Source organism: Brucella intermedia LMG 3301, assembly GCF_000182645.1.
In the GTDB taxonomy this organism is placed as follows: Bacteria; Pseudomonadota; Alphaproteobacteria; order Rhizobiales; family Rhizobiaceae; genus Brucella; species Brucella intermedia.
Genome location: NZ_ACQA01000002.1, coordinates 280,683 through 297,622 on the forward strand (window position 1 = coordinate 280,683; position 16,940 = coordinate 297,622).

Consider the following 16,940-nt stretch of genomic DNA (forward strand, 5'->3'; position numbering starts at 1 on the left):
TCTGATCGGCCGTCTGACCGGAAAGACGCAGTGCGTTCAACCGGTGCCCCCACAAGCCATGACGAAACCAGCCGAAACAAACCCCAAATTTTGGGATGTAGTCTTTTCATTGAAGACTTTCGCTGCGGGCATGCTTGCGCTGTGGATCGGTTTGGTGGCCAATCTGCCCAATCCTTACTGGTCCATTGCGGCGGTCTATATCGTGGCGCATCCCTTGTCTGGGGCCACCACGTCCAAGGGGTTCTATCGCCTCATCGGTACGATTATTGGCGGCGCGGTGACCATTCTGTTCGTGCCGCATCTCGTCAATTCGCCTGAAATTCTGACATTGGCCATCGGCCTCTGGATGGGGCTTTGCCTTGCAATCAGCCTGCTTGACGGCACACCGCGCAGCTATCTGTTCATGCTTGCCGGTTATACGGTGGCAATCGCCAGCTTTGCCGTTGTTTCCGTGCCGGAAACCACCTTCGACTACGCCGTGGGACGAGTGGAGGAAATCGCGATCGGCATCATTTGTGCCGCTGTCGTCAATCGTCTCGTTTTTCCGCGCCATAGCGGTCCGGTGCTCGTCAGTCGTATCGATAACTGGCTGCGGGATGGTTCAAAGCTCGCGCTCGCGAGCTTGCGGGGGGAAGGCGCGACGCCCGAATTCCTTCGGGATCGGCAGCGTTTGGCGGCCGATGCGCTGGAGCTGCGCAATCTGACCACGCATGTTGCCTATGACACCTCGTCGATCAGGAATGTCGGTGCGCTGCTTCATGTGTTGCAGCAGCGCATGGTGGCGGTTCTTCCGATCATATCAAGCCTGCACGACGTGCTGGCGCTGAAGCCCGGTGAAAACGAGAAGCCCTGGCATCCGGCGGTGCAAAAGCTCCTGGACGAAGCTTGCGACTGGATAGAAAGCGGCGAGAACCTGACGGAGGAACGCCGCGCCGTCCTGTTACGGCTGATCGAAGACATTGACCGGCACGGGAAAGATGCGACAAGCTGGGGCGAATTGCTGCCTTTCAACGTGGCTGCGCGCGTTCGCGATCTGGTCCAGATATGGAGCGATTGTATCACACTGCGTCAGGATATCCTGTCGGGTTCGCGGCATTCGCTACGGTGGCGCCGTTATGACGCCCATCTGAAAGCTCGCCCCATGCATCGCGACTACGGCATGGCGCTTCTGTCAGGCTTTTCGGCTTTTCTGGCCACCTGCGTGGCAACCGCTTTCTGGATCGCCAGCGGCTGGTCCCAAGGCAGCGCCGCAGCCATGATGGCGGGCATCTTCTGCTGCATCTTCGCAACGATGGACGATCCTGTGCCAGTCATGCGCAAGTTCAACTGGCTGCTTCTGATCGTCATTGCGGCTGCTTTCATTTTTGAATTCGCGCTTCTGCCGCTTGTGGACGGCTTCTTCCCGCTGGTTCTGGTGCTGGGGCTTTTCCTCATTCCGGCAGGCCTGCTGCTTGCCATTCCGTCGCAATTTTTGCTGGGAATGGTTCTTTGCGTAAATCTGCCGAACATGCTCATGCTGCAGGGCCATCTGACCCACGATTTTGTGAGTTTTGCCAACGCCAATCTGGCCACGGTTCTGGGGATCGTGATCGCCGCGGCGGTAACTTCGATTGTACGATCGGTGGGGGCGGAATGGAGCGTTCGCCGCCTGATCAAGGCGGGCTGGAACGACATCGCGCTTGCCGCCGAACGCCGCCCGGGACGACATCGCCGCCAGCGCATGAACCGCCTGCTGCTCCGCATGATCGACCGCATCGGCATGATGACACCTCGCCTGGCGCTGGTTGCGGCGGCTGATGTCGCGAAGGTCGATTTGCTGCGCGACCTGCGAAACGGCATGAACACGATCGATCTTCAGCAATATCGTTCCAAGCTGCCCGAAAACTGCCGGGCGGCTGTTGATGCGGTGCTGGACGGTGTCGGTGCGCATTACAGAGCCTTGGCCAGCAAGCCGCAGGAGGCTGATGAGATCGACAGAAATCTGCTCGTCTCCATCGACGAAGCGATCACGACCATCATCGAAAGCGGATCGCCGGCAAATGCCAAGCGCACAAGAATGGCGCTGGTCGCCCTGCGCTTCAACCTTTTCCCGAAAGCGCCGCCTTTTGCCTTGCCGCCGCGTCCGCTGATGGAACTTCCGCAAGCAGCCTAGAACAACAATGTGATTTGTGATGCAACCTGAACTCGACATTTACGGAATTTACATTCCGACCCTCGGCGTGCTGGCGCTCGGAGCCTATTTCGCAAACACGATTATGCAACGCCTTCTGGCGCGCGCCCGCTTCTACCGTTTCGTATGGCACCGGCCCCTGTTCGATGCTGCCATGTATTTTTGCATTCTCGGCTCAGCAGCCGTCATTCTCAATGGACCGCTATGAAAAAGCTCTTTGCACATTCAGGCCGTGTGTTTGTAACCCTCGTCATGGTCACGATGGCGGGGCTTCTTGGCTGGCATTTGTGGGACTATTACATGAACGCGCCTTGGACGCGCGACGGCAAGATTCGTGCGGATGTTGTGCGTGTTGCGCCGGATGTTTCTGGACTGGTTGGCGAAGTGCTCGTTCATGATAATGAAGCGGTCCACCGTGGCGATGTGATCTTCCGCATCGATCAGGCCCGTTACAAGCTCGCCCTGCAAACGGCGGAAGCCAAGATCGATAGCAGCAAGGCGGCGCTCGACATGGCCAACCGCGATCTGGTTCGCTATCGCCAGCTTAACGATACGACCGTGACGCGTCAGAAACTGGAACAGATTGAAACGACGGCTCAGCAGGCAGAAGCTGCCTATCGGCAGGCGCAGCTGGATCGCGATCTTGCAGCGCTCAATCTGGACCGTTCATCGGTGAAAGCGCCCGTAAACGGCGTGGTGACCAACTTCTCGCTTCAACCGGGTGACTATGTTTCCGCAGGTTCGGCTGTGACGGCTCTCGTTGACACGGATTCCTACTACGTCTCCGGTTATTTTGAGGAAAACAAGCTCGAACGTATCCAGGTAGGCGATCCGGTGGTGATCGATATCATGGGCAGCAAGGTTCAGCTCAAGGGGAAGGTCGAAGGTATTGCGGGAGGTATCGAGGATCGCGAGCGCAGCGACTCATCCAGCCTGCTGGCGAATGTTTCGCCAACATTCAACTGGGTCCGGCTGGCGCAACGCGTTCCGGTGCGTGTGAAGCTTGAAGACGTGCCTGATGGTGTACACCTTGTTGCGGGCCGGACAGTCAGCGTGTCGATAGTGAACTGATCGATGACCCCGCTGTTGTCCGGGTCATTTCCATGTTACCGAATGTGAAAGTCGGTGGGGGATTCTCATGGGTGTACTGGTCGTTCAAAACTACCAAGGCTCCGGGTTGGGGCAGATTGAACCCATACTGACAGATGCGGGTTTTTCCATCGATCTGCGTCATCCCTACGATGGGGATGCGCTACCGGCGGCCGACGATGGATATCGGGCCCTGATCGTTCTGGGTGGCGAACAGAATGCGCTCGCCGATGACGAATGTCCTTATTTCCCGCATTTGCTTGAACTGATACGCAAGTTTGGCCGCAGCGATAAGGCCGTTCTCGGCATTTGTCTGGGCAGCCAGCTCATAGCTCGCGCATATGGCGGCGAGAACATTCTGGATCGACCCATGGAGTTCGGCTGGCGGGAGGTTCAGCTCACGGAAGAGGGTAAAAGCGATCCAGTCCTGTCCGCGGCGGGTGAGGCCTTTCCAATCTTTCACTGGCACCGCGACACGTTTTCGCTTCCCGGGAATGCCATCCACATGGCCACCAGCGATATGACACCTCATCAGGCCTATCGCATCGGGCGTGCGGTCTACGGTACGCAGTTCCATTTCGAGGCAGACACAAAGCTTGTGGCAGAGTGGAACGATCAGCTTGGCGGCTTGATATCAGGCTTCGCACCTCAGTGGACTGAGCAGTACCCAGTCCTTGCAGAGACATTGGGGATAAAGGCAGATGCTGCAGGCGCTGTATTAGCAAAAGCTTGGGTTAGCCAAATCTAGACGCATCGTAACTGCCTTTTAACCTTAAGTCGCAGTTTTGCGTTGCCGCTTTGCCACACCGTTCAGCCAAACAGTGCTTCCCCGAAAAAAGCGGTGATCCGGCTGGAACCGTTCAGTTGCGGGTAACTTTTTTCGGGTGTAACTGAACGCCGTCTCCCCGGGCAGCGACCGAATGGGCAAGGCTGATCGCCATGCTCGCAAGTGGCGGCTCGTCTAACGAACTTTGTCCGGCCCCGTCGAAAGAGTTTCCGAATATGACCGCCAAGCATGCCGCTCTTCTCACCGTTCTGATGGTTTCCGCGATTGTGTTCATGGCAGTCGGCATATTCACCGTCGACGCAGGCGACAATGCTATGTCGACCGACGGGTACGGCATTTCGAGCGCGCACTAGATCGCGTTTCGATCTGATTGGATCAGGTCGGCGTTTTATCTCTTTTTGACGCGCGTCTTTTCCGAAAGCCGTTTCACAGTTTTCGGGATGCGCCCTAAGTGCATTATCTCGCTTCGATAAAACGCTTTTCCGCGCCATCGATCACGATGGCCGAAAGCTGTCCGCTTTTCCACGCATAGGTGTCGAGATTGACCCTGTTGGGTTGAATGTCGATGGCGCTTTGTGGGGTATGTCCGTGGACGACGACTTTTTCGAATGGTTCAGTCCATTTCAGGAAGGCTGTGCGAATCCAGATCAGCTCTTCGGGATCTTGTGTATCGAGCGGCACAGCGGGATTGATGCCGGCGTGGCAGAAGAAGAAATCGCCAAAACCGACCGAGCGGGGCATGGTGCGGATGAAATCTATATGACTTTGCGGAACGGCTTTGACGAGCGCGGCATGACCATGGCGGGCTGAAACCGCATCGTTAAAATCAATTTCCACACCGTAGGACCGAGCGGTGTCAATGCCGCCATGCAGCGCGAATATCCCGGCGATGTCCCCCGTTGCCAGATAAGTGAGAAAACCGTCGTCGTGATTGCCAAGCAGCGAAATCACGCGCTCGTCCCGTTCCGACGCATCGATCAGGAAATCCAGCACCTCCTTCGATTTCGGACCGCGATCGATATAGTCACCCAGATGAATGATGCGCCAGTCGTGAACGGGCCGGCGATCAAGGTCGGCACGGATCAGCCCATGCATATCCAGAAGCAAGTCCAGGCGGCCATGTATGTCGCCAATTGCATAAAGGCGGATACCGTCAGGCCCTTTCGCATCTTTGAAAACAACACTCATTCGCCGTTATCATCCTTCACGTCTTTGGCTGTCTTCACGCCGGCCCGCTGCCGGTAGCGCAGGCGCGAGACACGTTCGCGTTCTTCGTGAAGCTCGCGATCATGTGTCGCCTGCTCCACGAAACGGATGTGTTTTTGAACCGCTTCCCGGGCCGCTTGCGGATTGCCGGCCATCACTGCATCGTAAATGGCGCGATGCTGCGACAAAAACATGTCGGCGACGCCGGGATAGCTGTAGATAAGGCTGCGATTGTAAAAAACGCCATCCTTCAGCAGTTGATAGCATGACCGCAAGGTGTGCAGGAGAACGATGTTATGAGCGGCTTCGCCAATGGCATTGTGCAGTTCAACGTCTAGGCGCGCTTCCGTGTCGAAATCACTAGCGCCATGAGCCTTTTCCATGGCTTCCATGATTTCGGTCAAAAGCGCCTTGTCTGCCGGTGTGGCTCGAAGCGCGGCATATTCGGCGGCAATGCTTTCGATTTCGCGACGATATTCGAGATAGTCCGCTGTCGCCTTGCGGTGATCGGCAAACAGCTTCACGACAGGCGCGCTGAATACCTGCCCGATCACATCAGCAACGAACGTACCTCCTCCATGGCGGGAAATCAGAAGTTCTGCGGTCTCAAGTCTCTTTAGAGCGTCGCGCAGGATTGGGCGCGAAATATCGAACTGGCGCGCCAGCTCGCGTTCACCGGGAAGCCGGTCGCCGCCACGCAGAACGCCTTCGAGGATAAGCGTTTCGATCTGGTGCACAACATCATCTGCTGTGCGGCTTGCCTGTATGCGTGAAAAAACCGTTTCCGCCATGCCCTCTGAAGCCTCTCTGTAACGGCGGCAAAGTAGCCGTTAGCCCCATATCCGGCAACGGAATATATTGGAATTGAAAGCCCGGTTCATAAGACAACCGGGCTTTCGTGCTTTGTCATCGAAAAATGATCAGGCTTTATTGCGCTTGCGTGTTGCTACGAGGACGAAAAGTCCTGCGACCACGCCATACATCGCCCATTTGAATGGAAGTGCGTCTGCGGTCTCGCTACGGATGGGCAGTACGGTCACGGTGCCGGGACGGCTTTCCACACCGGGTTTGCCTTCGGCTTTAGCCTGTTCGATCTGCTGAGGGGAAACGACCCATTCGGCGCCACGCGATTTGTCATAAAACATGAAGCCGCAGCCAACGATCACGGCGACGATAATTGCAAGAATGAAGCGTACAGGTGTGTTCATCATTTTTCCCAGAAAATCAGGATAGCAGGAGGAGGGCATCCGATTCGCTTGAATAACGGAGTGCGGAGGGAGCTAAGTCTTTTGAATCAAAAGCTTAGTCAGCTTTATATGCTGGCACGCTGATATAAAGCACGTGGCTTATTAACCGACGAATGAAAGCTGGTCTATTTTTTTGCTGCTTCGTGGTGGGATGTCCCGCTCTCCCAATAGGGAACGGGGCCATAAAGATCGGCAAGGTAGTCGATGAACAGCCGGACCTTTGCTGGAAGAAACTGTTTCGATGGATAGACGGCATGAATTGCTACGTTGCGAGAAGCGGCATAGTCGGGCAGAACCTGTACCAGCTTTCCGGCCGCAAGTTCTGGCCCGATGTCCCAGGTTGAGCGCTGCGCGATACCAAGGCCCGCGAGCACTGCCTCCCTTACCATTTCGCTGGAATTGGTCTGCAAGGGCCCGACCGGACGGATGACGATCGGCCCTTTGGGGCCTTCCAGCCGCCAGGGGTCGTTGTTGTGCGGGGCAAGGCAGATGTGGTCTTGCAGGTCCTCAATCGTCTGTGGCGTGCCGCGTTCTGCGATATAGCCGGGCGATGCAACGAGAATGCGGCGCACGGGCGCTAGGCGACGTGCGACGAGTGTTGAATCGGAAAGTTCCGCGATCCGGATAGCAAGATCGTAACCATCCCCCACAATGTCCACCATTTCGTCGGTGAGCTGCATATTGACGGTGAGATCGGCATTGGCGCGCATGAAGGGCACGAGATAAGGCGCAATATGCATGCGACCGAAAGTCGTCGGGGCCGAAATTTTCAATGTACCCCGTGCGTCGGCGGAACGGCGGGCGACAAAGGCTTCCGCTTCCTCGATGTTGGAGAGAATGGCGAGAACGCGCTCATGATAGCCCTGACCGGCCTCGGTAAGTGCGATCTGGCGCGTCGTACGTTGAAGCAGGCGGGTTCCGAGCCGCTCTTCCAGACGTCCGAGGCGTTTTGAAACCACCGCTGGGGAAAGGCCCAGATCACGAGCGGCGGCTGACATGCTGCCCGTTGCCACGACGCGGGCAAAGATTTCCATATCTGCCAGACTGCTCATCATGCTCTGCTATCCCACTTCCTGCTGCATTTGCTAAAGCTTTGGGTTTTAAAAGCATCTAGCCGAGCGCTGGGAAACTAGGCAAGTAATTATGCCGCGGCGTGGAAACTGTTTAACCATCGGCTAAAGTGGTAAAAATGATTTACCACTTGACGAAAATGGTGTGGAGTGCACTTTGACCGCATAAGTGGTGGAGGAGAATATGAGCGGACTCATAATGCCGGAGCCGGACGCGTCCGTCATGCAAAAGCGTGAGCAGATCGTCGCGGACCTGCGCGGCATAGTGCCCGGCGAAGGCGTTGTCGATGCGATCAATGCGATGCGTGTGTTCGAGAGCGACGGTCTGACGGCACATCGCTCGCTGCCGCTGGTCGTCGTGCTCCCTGAAACCGTCGATCAGGTTGCGCGGGTTCTGCGCTATTGTCACGATAACAATGTTCGTGTCGTGCCGAGAGGGGCGGGGACTTCGCTCTCCGGTGGCTCCATGCCGTTGCAGGATGCCGTGCTTCTGGTCATGTCACGCTTCAACCGCATTCTGGAAATCGACTATCCTAACCGTGTCGCCGTGGTGCAGCCCGGCGTGACCAATCTCGGTATCACCAAGGCCGTCGAACATGAGGGCTTTTATTACGCGCCCGATCCATCATCGCAGATTGCCTGCTCCATCGGCGGAAACGTCGCGGAAAATGCCGGTGGAGTGCATTGCCTCAAATACGGGCTCACGGCCAACAACGTGCTCGGGATCGAAATGGTGTTGATTACGGGCGAGGTAATCCGGCTCGGTGGCAAGCATCTCGATAGCGAGGGCTACGATCTCCTCGGCCTGATGACCGGTTCGGAAGGGCTGCTCGGCGTCGTGACCGAAATTACGGTACGCATCCTGCAAAAGCCCGAAACAGCGCGGGCGGTGATGGTTGGCTTTCCCTCCAGCGAACAGGCCGGGCAGTGCGTGGCCGATATCATCGGCGCAGGCATCATTCCGGGCGGCATGGAGATGATGGACAGACCAGCCATCAAAGCCGCAGAAGATTTTGTGCGGGTGGGCTATCCGCTTGACGTCGAAGCCTTGTTGATCGTCGAATTGGATGGGCCGCCCGTTGAGGTGGACTATCTGATTGGGCGGGTCGAAGCGCTGGCGCTCAGAAATGGCTCGACAACCTGTATCCTGTCTCAGTCGGAAGAGCAGCGTCTGGCTTTCTGGGCAGGGCGCAAGGCGGCGTTTCCGGCAGTGGGGCGCATCTCGCCGGATTATCTGTGCATGGACGGCACGATCCCGCGCAAGGAACTACCGCGAGTGCTGTCGGGTATGCGCGACCTGTCGGAGAAATACGGACTGCGTGTCGCCAATGTGTTCCATGCGGGCGACGGCAATCTGCACCCGTTGATCCTTTACGACGCGAATATTCCGGGCGAGCTGGAAGCCGCGGAGAATTTCGGTGCCGATATTTTGCGGCTATGTGTGAAAGTCGGCGGCGTTCTCACCGGCGAACATGGGGTCGGCATAGAAAAGCGCGATTTGATGCCGGAAATGTTCAACGAAATCGATCTCGACCAGCAGATGCGGGTCAAATGTGCCTTTGATGCCAAGCATCTGCTCAATCCCGGCAAGGTCTTTCCGCAATTGCGTCGCTGTGCCGAACTTGGCCGTATGCATGTACATCGTGGGGAACTGGCTTTCCCTGACATTCCGCGATTCTGATCTGAGGTCTGGTTCATGAGTGATAGAACTATTCTCAAGCCGCAGGACGAAGCGGGCGTTGTTGACGCGGTGCAAGAAGCTTTGGCCGGTTCTACGCCGCTGGAGATTATTGGCCACGGTTCAAAGCGTGGCATTGGCCATCGGGTCGATGCAGGTCATGTGCTGGATGTGTCTGAACTTAAGGGCGTGACCTTGTACGAACCGGACGAACTGGTGCTTTCCGCCAAGGCAGGAACACCGATGGCCGTGATCGAAAAACTTCTGTCCGACAACGACCAGTGTTTTCATTTCGAGCCGATGGACTACGGCCCGCTGCTGTCGGGTGAAAGTGGCCGTGGTACGATCGGTGGTGCGCTTGCCGCCAACCTTTCGGGTCCACGCCGTCTTAAGGCAGGTGCTGCGCGCGATCATGTGCTCGGTGTGCGTGTGGTGTCCGGACGCGGCGAATTGTTCAAATCCGGCGGACGGGTGGTCAAGAACGTGACCGGTTATGACCTGTCCAAGGGGATGGCCAATTCCTGGGGCACGCTGGGCGTTGCCACCGAGGTAACGTTCAAAGTTCTGCCGAAACCGGAAACAGCGGCAACGCTTGCCGTGCGTGGTCTGACTGATGAACAGGCGGTGCGCGCGATGGCGATGGCCATGGGGTCGCGGGAGGAAGTCGCTTCCGCAGCGCATCTGCCGCCGACGGTTGCCAATCGCTTTCTGGATGGCAAGCTGGGCTGGGAGGCGGCAACTGTATTGCGGCTCGAAGGCTTTGCGCCTTCGGTTGAGCATCGCAGCCGCCAGTTGCAGGCGTTGCTCGGCGGGGTGGTTGACGTGCTCAATGAAGCGCAGTCGCACCAGCTTTGGCGCGAGGTGCGTGATGTCCTGCCTTATGCCAATGCGGGAGACAATCGCGCTGTGTGGCGGGTTTCGATGGCTCCGATGCTGGGTTGGTGCATGGTGGACGAGTTCCGTCGCTATGCCGGGGTCGATGCCTTCTACGACTGGCAGGGCGGTTTGATCTGGATGCGGATGGAAGCCGATCCCGAAGCGCAAACACTGCGTCAACTCATTGCCAAATATGGTGGTGGCCACGCGACGCTTGTACGTGCGCCGGAGAGTGTTCGTTCAAGCGTTGAAGTGTTTGAACCTCAACCGGCCGCACTTGCCGCACTTTCGCAGCGGCTGAAGCATCAGTTCGATCCAGAAAATATCCTCAATCCGGGGCGTATGCATCCCCGTCAGGCCGGAGCTTGAAACCATGCAGACCCATTTCAGCCCCGAGCAATTGCGCGATCCCGGTGTCAGTGAAGCGGAAAAAATCCTGCGCAAATGCGTGCATTGCGGATTCTGTACCGCCACATGCCCGACCTATGTGACGCTTGGCAACGAACTCGACAGTCCGCGTGGGCGCATCTATCTGATCAAGGATATGCTGGAAAATGGCCGTCCGGCGGATGAGGAAATCGTGCGCCATGTGGACCGATGCCTCTCCTGCCTGTCCTGCATGACAACCTGCCCGTCGGGCGTCAATTATATGCACCTGGTCGATCATGCGCGCGCGCATATCGAAAAAACGTATAAACGCCCGTTCATGAACCGCTTCCTGCGTGGGGTGCTGGCGCAGGTTCTGCCCTATCCGGGCCGCTTCCGCGCCGCGCTGAAGTTTGCAAAGCTCGGCAAGCCTTTCGCGCCGCTGCTGCGCAAAAGCCAGACTTTGCGACCGGTGGCGGCAATGCTCGATCTCGCACCGCGGAATTTGCCCGAGACTTCCAGGGTCGAAGCCATCAGTGCTGCCAAAGGGGAGAAGCGTGGCCGCGTGGCAATCCTCAATGGTTGTGCGCAGCCGGTACTCAATCCGGGCATCAATGCTGCGACCTTGCGTCTTCTGAACCGTTTCGGCATCGAGGTGGTGACGCCGAAGGGGGAGGGATGCTGCGGTTCGCTGGTCCATCATATGGGGCGCGAAGAGCAGGCGCTTGAGCAGGCACGTCATAATGTGGATATCTGGACCCGCGAACTGGAAGCAGGCGGGCTTGATGCAATCATTGTCACGGCTTCGGGTTGCGGGACGACCATCAAGGATTATGGTTACATGCTTCGGCTGGACCCTGCTTATAACGAGAAAGCTGCGCGCGTGTCGTCACTGGCCAAGGACATCACCGAATATCTCGCCGGCATCGAATTGCCGGAACCGGACGTATCCCAAGCCTTGACGGTGGCCTATCATTCTGCCTGTTCCATGCAGCACGGGCAGAAAATTACACGCCAACCCAAAGACCTGCTTTCAAGGGCAGGTTTCAAGGTGAAAGAGCCGCTCGAGGGGCATCTTTGCTGCGGGTCGGCGGGCACCTATAACATCCTGCAGCCGGAGATTGCCGTAAAACTTCGGGACCGCAAGGTAAGAAATATCGAGGCGACGGGGGCCGATCTTATCGCCACCGGCAATATCGGCTGCATGACGCAGATTGCTACGGGCAGCAAACTGCCCATCGTTCACACGGTAGAGTTGATTGACTGGGCCTATGGTGGCCCGAAGCCGCAAGGATTGTCGCAGATCTCTGCATAAAAAAACCGGGCAATCGCCCGGTTTTTTCGCCCGTTCAGCCAGCCGAGAATGTACTCGGGTTCGGGCCTATCCGGCCGTCGGCCTTGTCCAGTTTCGTAATCGCATCATGATCGGTTCCGTTGAGGCGGAAATCGAAAATATCGAAGTTTTCCTTGATGCGGGCGGGCGTCACAGACTTCGGAATGACGATATTGCCGGTCTCGATGTGCCAGCGCAGGATGATTTGCGCAACCGACTTGCCATGCTTTTCAGCGATGGCCTTCAGCGTGGCATCTTCCAGTATCTTACCTTGCCCGAGCGGGCTCCATGCTTCCGTTGCGATGTTGTGCTTGCCGTGGAACAGACGCAACTCGTCCTGCTGGAATTGCGGGTGCAATTCAATCTGGTTGAGAACCGGCGTTACGCCGCTTTCCTTGATGACGCGTTCGAGGTCGGCTGTGCGGAAATTGGACACGCCAATGGATTTCGCTCGACCCTCTTCTTTCAGCTTCACAAACGCACGCCATGTTTCCATGAAGAGGTCTTTTGAAGGCGTCGGCCAATGGATGAGATAGAGATCCACATAATCCGTGTCGAGCTTTTTCAGGCTCGTGTCGAACGCTTTCAGCGTCGATTCATAGCCTTGCTCGCTATTCCACAGTTTCGTGGTGAGAAAAATGTCGCCGCGCGCGATGCCGGAATTCTTGATCGCCTTGCCGACGCCCTCTTCATTGCCATAAATGGCAGCGGTATCGATATGGCGATATCCTGCTTTCAATGCTTCGCTGACAGCGGCGACCGCCTCGTCGTTGCCCACTTGCCAGACACCGTAACCGAGCTGCGGGATGTGATTTCCGTCGTTCAGTTTAACCATCGGTACGGTCATGTTTTATCCTTTCCCTCGAAGCACCCGGCGCAGGATTGATCCTTCGATGCGCTGGAATGCTATTTGACCTGCGTGCCGGGTCTTCCCCCGGCACGGACTGCCATGTGGCAGTCCTTTTCGTATCTTTCTGGACTTTGCCATGGTCAGCATATGGGTGTTCGCGGGAAAAGGAAAAGCCCTTTCAATCATGTTTCCAAATCTGCGATCATTCTTTCTGTGCAGAAAATTTGGTCGTTTCAGATTTATGAAAATAATGCGACCGCCCCGGTGAAAAGGCGGTCGCGAGAAGCTTGAAAATGACGGTTGTTCTAACGGACAACGACCTTCGCGCCGACCGGCACACGTTCGTAAAGATCGGTCACATCTTCATTGCGCATTCGAATACAGCCCGAAGACATGGCCTTGCCGATGGTCCAGGGTTGATTGGTCCCGTGGATCCGATAGAGCGTGGCGCCGAGATATAGGGCGCGCGCACCAAGAGGATTATTGATCCCCCCTTCCATGCGCGCGGGCAGGATGCGTCCCTTCTTGCGCTCGCGGGCCATCATTTCCTTCGGGGGTGTCCAGGTAGGCCATTCAGCCTTGCGGCTGATGCGCTGGGAACCTTTCCAGCTGAATCCCTGCTTTCCGACACCGACACCATAACGCATGGCTTTGCCGTCCGACTGCACGAGATAAAGGAAGCGCTTGCCTGTATCGATGACGATCGTGCCCGGCTTTTCTTTTCCCGAATAGGAAACAGTCTGCGGCAGATAAGCCGGGTCGATTTGGTGCTTTCGCACGGTGGTGGCAGGGTTTGCAGCCGGGCGTTGGTATGAAACCTGGCGATAGCTTGATTTCGCTCTCTGCTTTTGTCTGTTGGCAACGCGCGGTGCTGGCTGCAGATTTTGCGGCACGGCTTTGATGCGGGCAGGTTGCCCATGCAACTGCGCAACCCACGGAGCGGAAAGATCAGGGCTCACGCGTACCGGCGGGAGGGTGGCATAGCGATCATTGGCAAACGCCATGCTAGTGCTGACAATGGAAACGGCAATCGCCGCAAGCGATCCGATTAAAAGAAGATGACGTGGTTTCATAATCCAAATCCGTCTCTTTGCGCCGGAGACTCTTTATGGCGCAGTTGCCCCTTGCAGCTCCTGACATCGGTTGTCAGGAGAGCGGCCCTCATGCTCGAGTGGGGATTGTGCGCCGGAATGGAATCGTAAAGGTAAATTTCGGCCGCGTGTTTCGCCTGGCGCCCCTTCCAATTAAAGTTGTGGTTAGTGGCAAGTTGCGCGACATAATTAATTATCGATAAAACTTGGGAGGCAGAGCAATGAATGATGTTGCCGAGGCAAGAACCGGTCTGATTGTCGGTGCCGATGGAATGACACGTTGCTTCTGGCCGGGCGAGTTACCTGACTATCTTGCCTACCATGACAATGAATGGGGCGTTCCTGTTTCAAACGATTTTCGACTTTTTGAGAAAATCTGTCTCGAAGGTTTCCAGTCTGGGTTGTCGTGGCTGACAATCTTGCGAAAGCGGGAGAATTTTCGCGCTGCTTTCGATGGCTTTGATTTCCATCGGGTTGCCCGGTACGGGCAGGCGGATGTGGAGCGCCTTTTGGCGGACAAAGGCATTGTGCGCCACCGGGGCAAGATTGAATCGACGATCAATAATGCCAAACGCGCAATTGAACTGGTGGCAGAAAGAGGCTCGTTGGCGGCTTATTTCTGGTCTTTCGAGCCGGGTGCAAAAGATCGCCCCGTTGTCGTGGACTATCCAACCCTGATCGCCAATCCAAAGACCGAGACATCTATTCGCATTTCCAAGGATCTGAAAAAGCGCGGCTGGTCATTTGTCGGGCCAACCACGGTCTACGCCTTCATGCAGGCCATGGGGCTGGTGAACGATCACATTGAAGGTTGTCATTGCCGTGCGCACATTGAAAAATTGCGACAGAGTTTCAAAAGACCCAGTTAAGGCGGCCGATTGCTAAGCATCCTCATTTCTGCGAGAAACATCCGCCTTTGAAGATGGGAGATGGTCATGGATCTGGTGTCGTTGTTGGCATTTGCTGGCATTCTGGTTGTTGCGGCGGGGACGCCCGGGCCGAATGTCGGAGCGTTGGTGGCACGTGTCATCAGCCGCGGGCACAAGGGCGTCTTTCCATTCATGTTCGGCCTGTGGCTCGGTGACGCTATCTGGCTTTCATTGGCCGTCTGGGGACTGGCCGCACTGGCCAACACGTTCCACACAGCGTTTCTCATCCTCAAATATGTCGGCGTGGCCTATCTGATCTATCTTTCGTGGAAGATGTGGATCGCGCCAGTTGACGAAGTCGCAGATGAGAATGCCATTCCCCGTCAGGGGGAGGCCGGAAAGCTCTTCCTTAGCGCAATGGCAATCACGCTTGGCAATCCGAAGATCATGGTTTTCTACCTTGCCATCCTGCCGACGGTAGTCGACATCACCCATGTTTCGCTGGTTGGCTGGGCCGAACTGTTGCTGGTCATGTTCGTGGTTCTTGCGGCGGTCGATACCGCATGGGTGGTGCTCGCAGCGCAGGCTCGGCGGTTTCTTCGCAGCCCGCGCATGATGCGGATTGCCAACAGGACCAGCGCGGGGATGATGGCGGGGGCTGCAGTCGCCATTGCGACACGCTGAACATATTCCCCGCACTTGCCGCAACGGACTTGATCGGTTAGGAAACCGGCAACAGAATTGGTGCCGGCTCCAATCGGCATATATGTACAAATCAGCGATCAGGCGGGAAAAATGGCCGATAAAGCGGACAAGATGAAGGCGCGGTTGCCGCGCGGGTTTGTCGATCGGGTGCCGGATGATTTGCGCGCCGCCGAAAAGATGATGGCGACCATCCGCGAAGTTTACGACCTCTATGGCTTTGAGCCGGTGGAAACGCCGCTTGTGGAATATACGGATGCGCTCGGAAAATTCCTGCCGGATCAGGACCGTCCGAACGAAGGCGTGTTCTCGTTTCTGGACGATGACGACCAATGGCTGTCGCTGCGCTATGATTTGACCGCGCCGCTTGCGCGTTACGTCGCTGAAAATTTTGAGTCGCTGCCAAAGCCGTATCGCAGCTACCGCAATGGCTGGGTGTTCCGCAACGAAAAACCAGGTCCGGGTCGGTTCCGCCAGTTCATGCAGTTCGACGCCGATACGGTCGGCGCACCGAATGTCTCGGCTGATGCCGAAATGTGCATGATGATGGCCGACACGCTGGAACGTCTCGGCATTCGCCGCGGGGATTATGTGATCCGCGTCAACAACCGCAAGGTGCTCGACGGCGTGCTGGACGCTATCGGGCTGCAAGGCGAGGGCAATGCCGCCAAGCGTCTCAATGTGCTGCGCGCTATCGACAAGCTCGACAAGTTCGGCCCGGAAGGTGTTCGCCTTCTGCTCGGCAAGGGACGTCTCGATGAAAGCGGCGATTTCACCAAGGGTGCTGAACTCCCTGACGCCTCGATTGAAAAAATCCTGTCATTCACTGCTGCTGGCGGCGTTACCGGGGCTGATACGATTGCCAATCTCCACACGGTTGTGGCGGGTAACGCCAAGGGTGAAGAAGGCGTGACAGAACTTGCCGACATGCAGGCGTTGTTCTCGGCGGGTGGCTATGATGGCCGCGTGAAGATCGACCCGTCTGTCGTGCGCGGGCTCGAATACTACACCGGCCCGGTTTTCGAAGCCGAGCTTCTGTTCGACGTAACCAACGAAGACGGCCAGAAGGTCGTGTTCGGTTCCGTAGGCGGCGGGGGGCGTTATGACGGTCTGGTGTCGCGCTTCCGTGGTGAGCCGGTGCCGGCAACGGGCTTTTCCATCGGTGTTTCGCGTCTGATGACGGCTTTGAAGAACCTGGGCAAGCTGGACGTTTCCGATGTTGTCGGTCCCGTGGTTGTCCTGGTCATGGACAAGGACTCACAAAGTCTTGGCCGCTATCAGAAGATGGTTTCCGATCTGCGTCAGGCGGGCATTCGCGCCGAAATGTATGTCGGCGGCTCCGGCATGAAGGCGCAGATGAAATATGCGGATCGCCGCGAGGCGCCGTGCGTCATCATTCAGGGTTCGCAGGAACGCGAGGCCGGTGAGGTGCAGATCAAGGATCTGGTCGAGGGAAAGCGCCTGTCTGCTGAGATCGAAGACAATGTGACCTGGCGCGAGAGCCGCCCGGCGCAGATCACGGTCAAGGAAGAAGGGCTTGTCGAGGCAGTCCGCGAAATCCTTGCCAGTCAGGCGCGGGATCGCGCAGAACAGTCGAAGTGACGAA

At 56.9% G+C, this 16,940-nt stretch carries 17 protein-coding genes; 11 read left to right on the plus strand and 6 right to left on the minus strand.

From position 1 onward, the window contains the following. Window positions 1-58: 58 nt before the first annotated feature. The 5 genes from OINT_RS13800 to OINT_RS23865 all read left to right on the plus strand — a co-directional run bounded on the left by OINT_RS13800 (window position 59) and on the right by OINT_RS23865 (window position 4,399). On the plus strand, window positions 59-2,152 hold the full coding sequence (locus OINT_RS13800; RefSeq protein ID WP_006468469.1) for an FUSC family protein: 2,094 nt from the start codon (window positions 59-61) through the stop codon (window positions 2,150-2,152). A 19-nt stretch (window positions 2,153-2,171) separates the two neighbouring features. Further along, window positions 2,172-2,378 carry a DUF1656 domain-containing protein gene (locus tag OINT_RS13805; protein ID WP_006472491.1) on the plus strand — a complete coding sequence of 69 codons (207 nt, stop codon included), beginning with the start codon at window positions 2,172-2,174 and terminating at the stop codon, window positions 2,376-2,378. Then, window positions 2,375-3,241, plus strand: a complete 867-nt coding sequence (locus OINT_RS13810; protein ID WP_006468471.1) for an efflux RND transporter periplasmic adaptor subunit — start codon at window positions 2,375-2,377, stop codon at window positions 3,239-3,241. Before OINT_RS13805 ends, OINT_RS13810 begins: the two co-directional genes overlap by 4 nt. Before the next feature lie 67 nt (window positions 3,242-3,308). After that, window positions 3,309-4,007 carry a type 1 glutamine amidotransferase gene (locus OINT_RS13815; RefSeq protein ID WP_006468472.1) on the plus strand — a complete coding sequence of 233 codons (699 nt, stop codon included), beginning with the start codon at window positions 3,309-3,311 and terminating at the stop codon, window positions 4,005-4,007. Between the two features lie 254 nt (window positions 4,008-4,261). Beyond that, complete coding sequence (locus OINT_RS23865; protein WP_006472492.1) at window positions 4,262-4,399, plus strand: hypothetical protein; 138 nt, start codon at window positions 4,262-4,264, stop codon at window positions 4,397-4,399. Window positions 4,400-4,502: 103 nt separating this feature from the next. Here the strand turns inward: OINT_RS23865 and OINT_RS13820 are convergent, their stop codons facing one another. From OINT_RS13820 to OINT_RS13835, 4 genes are all read right to left on the minus strand, one after another. Next, entirely contained in the window at window positions 4,503-5,234 is a 732-nt protein-coding gene (locus OINT_RS13820) for a metallophosphoesterase (RefSeq protein ID WP_006468474.1), read from the minus strand. After that, a complete protein-coding gene (locus tag OINT_RS13825; RefSeq protein WP_006468475.1) occupies window positions 5,231-6,043 on the minus strand; it encodes an FCD domain-containing protein in 813 nt (270 codons plus the stop codon). Before OINT_RS13825 ends, OINT_RS13820 begins: the two co-directional genes overlap by 4 nt. A gap of 129 nt (window positions 6,044-6,172) precedes the next feature. Next, window positions 6,173-6,460, minus strand: coding sequence for a hypothetical protein (locus tag OINT_RS13830; protein ID WP_006472493.1), 288 nt, complete (start codon window positions 6,458-6,460; stop codon window positions 6,173-6,175). Between the two features lie 164 nt (window positions 6,461-6,624). After that, window positions 6,625-7,554, minus strand: coding sequence for a LysR family transcriptional regulator (locus tag OINT_RS13835; protein ID WP_006468477.1), 930 nt, complete (start codon window positions 7,552-7,554; stop codon window positions 6,625-6,627). Window positions 7,555-7,753: 199 nt separating this feature from the next. Between OINT_RS13835 and OINT_RS13840 the strand changes: the two genes are divergently transcribed. From OINT_RS13840 to glcF, 3 genes are read left to right on the plus strand one after another with little or no spacing between them, the layout of a single operon-like run. Further along, entirely contained in the window at window positions 7,754-9,250 is a 1,497-nt protein-coding gene (locus tag OINT_RS13840; RefSeq protein ID WP_006472494.1) for an FAD-linked oxidase C-terminal domain-containing protein, read from the plus strand. Between the two features lie 15 nt (window positions 9,251-9,265). Continuing rightward, a complete protein-coding gene (gene glcE, locus OINT_RS13845) occupies window positions 9,266-10,492 on the plus strand; it encodes a glycolate oxidase subunit GlcE (protein ID WP_006468479.1) in 1,227 nt (408 codons plus the stop codon). Between the two features lie 4 nt (window positions 10,493-10,496). Then, window positions 10,497-11,804 (plus strand): glycolate oxidase subunit GlcF, encoded by a 1,308-nt coding sequence (glcF, locus tag OINT_RS13850; protein ID WP_006468480.1) that lies wholly within the window; start codon window positions 10,497-10,499, stop codon window positions 11,802-11,804. A 34-nt stretch (window positions 11,805-11,838) separates the two neighbouring features. Here glcF and OINT_RS13855 read toward each other — a convergent pair whose 3' ends face one another. Further along, entirely contained in the window at window positions 11,839-12,669 is an 831-nt protein-coding gene (locus OINT_RS13855; RefSeq protein WP_006468481.1) for an aldo/keto reductase, read from the minus strand. A gap of 308 nt (window positions 12,670-12,977) precedes the next feature. After that, window positions 12,978-13,745, minus strand: a complete 768-nt coding sequence (locus OINT_RS13860; protein ID WP_006468483.1) for a L,D-transpeptidase — start codon at window positions 13,743-13,745, stop codon at window positions 12,978-12,980. Between the two features lie 239 nt (window positions 13,746-13,984). Between OINT_RS13860 and OINT_RS13865 the strand changes: the two genes are divergently transcribed. From OINT_RS13865 to hisS, 3 genes are all read left to right on the plus strand, one after another. Beyond that, window positions 13,985-14,632: a DNA-3-methyladenine glycosylase I gene (locus tag OINT_RS13865; RefSeq protein ID WP_006472495.1), complete on the plus strand. Its 648-nt coding sequence runs from the start codon at window positions 13,985-13,987 to the stop codon at window positions 14,630-14,632. A 66-nt stretch (window positions 14,633-14,698) separates the two neighbouring features. After that, window positions 14,699-15,316, plus strand: a complete 618-nt coding sequence (locus OINT_RS13870; protein WP_006472496.1) for a LysE family translocator — start codon at window positions 14,699-14,701, stop codon at window positions 15,314-15,316. Window positions 15,317-15,427: 111 nt separating this feature from the next. Further along, window positions 15,428-16,936 (plus strand): histidine--tRNA ligase, encoded by a 1,509-nt coding sequence (gene hisS, locus OINT_RS13875; RefSeq protein ID WP_006472497.1) that lies wholly within the window; start codon window positions 15,428-15,430, stop codon window positions 16,934-16,936. The last annotated feature ends 4 nt before the right edge of the window (window positions 16,937-16,940 follow it).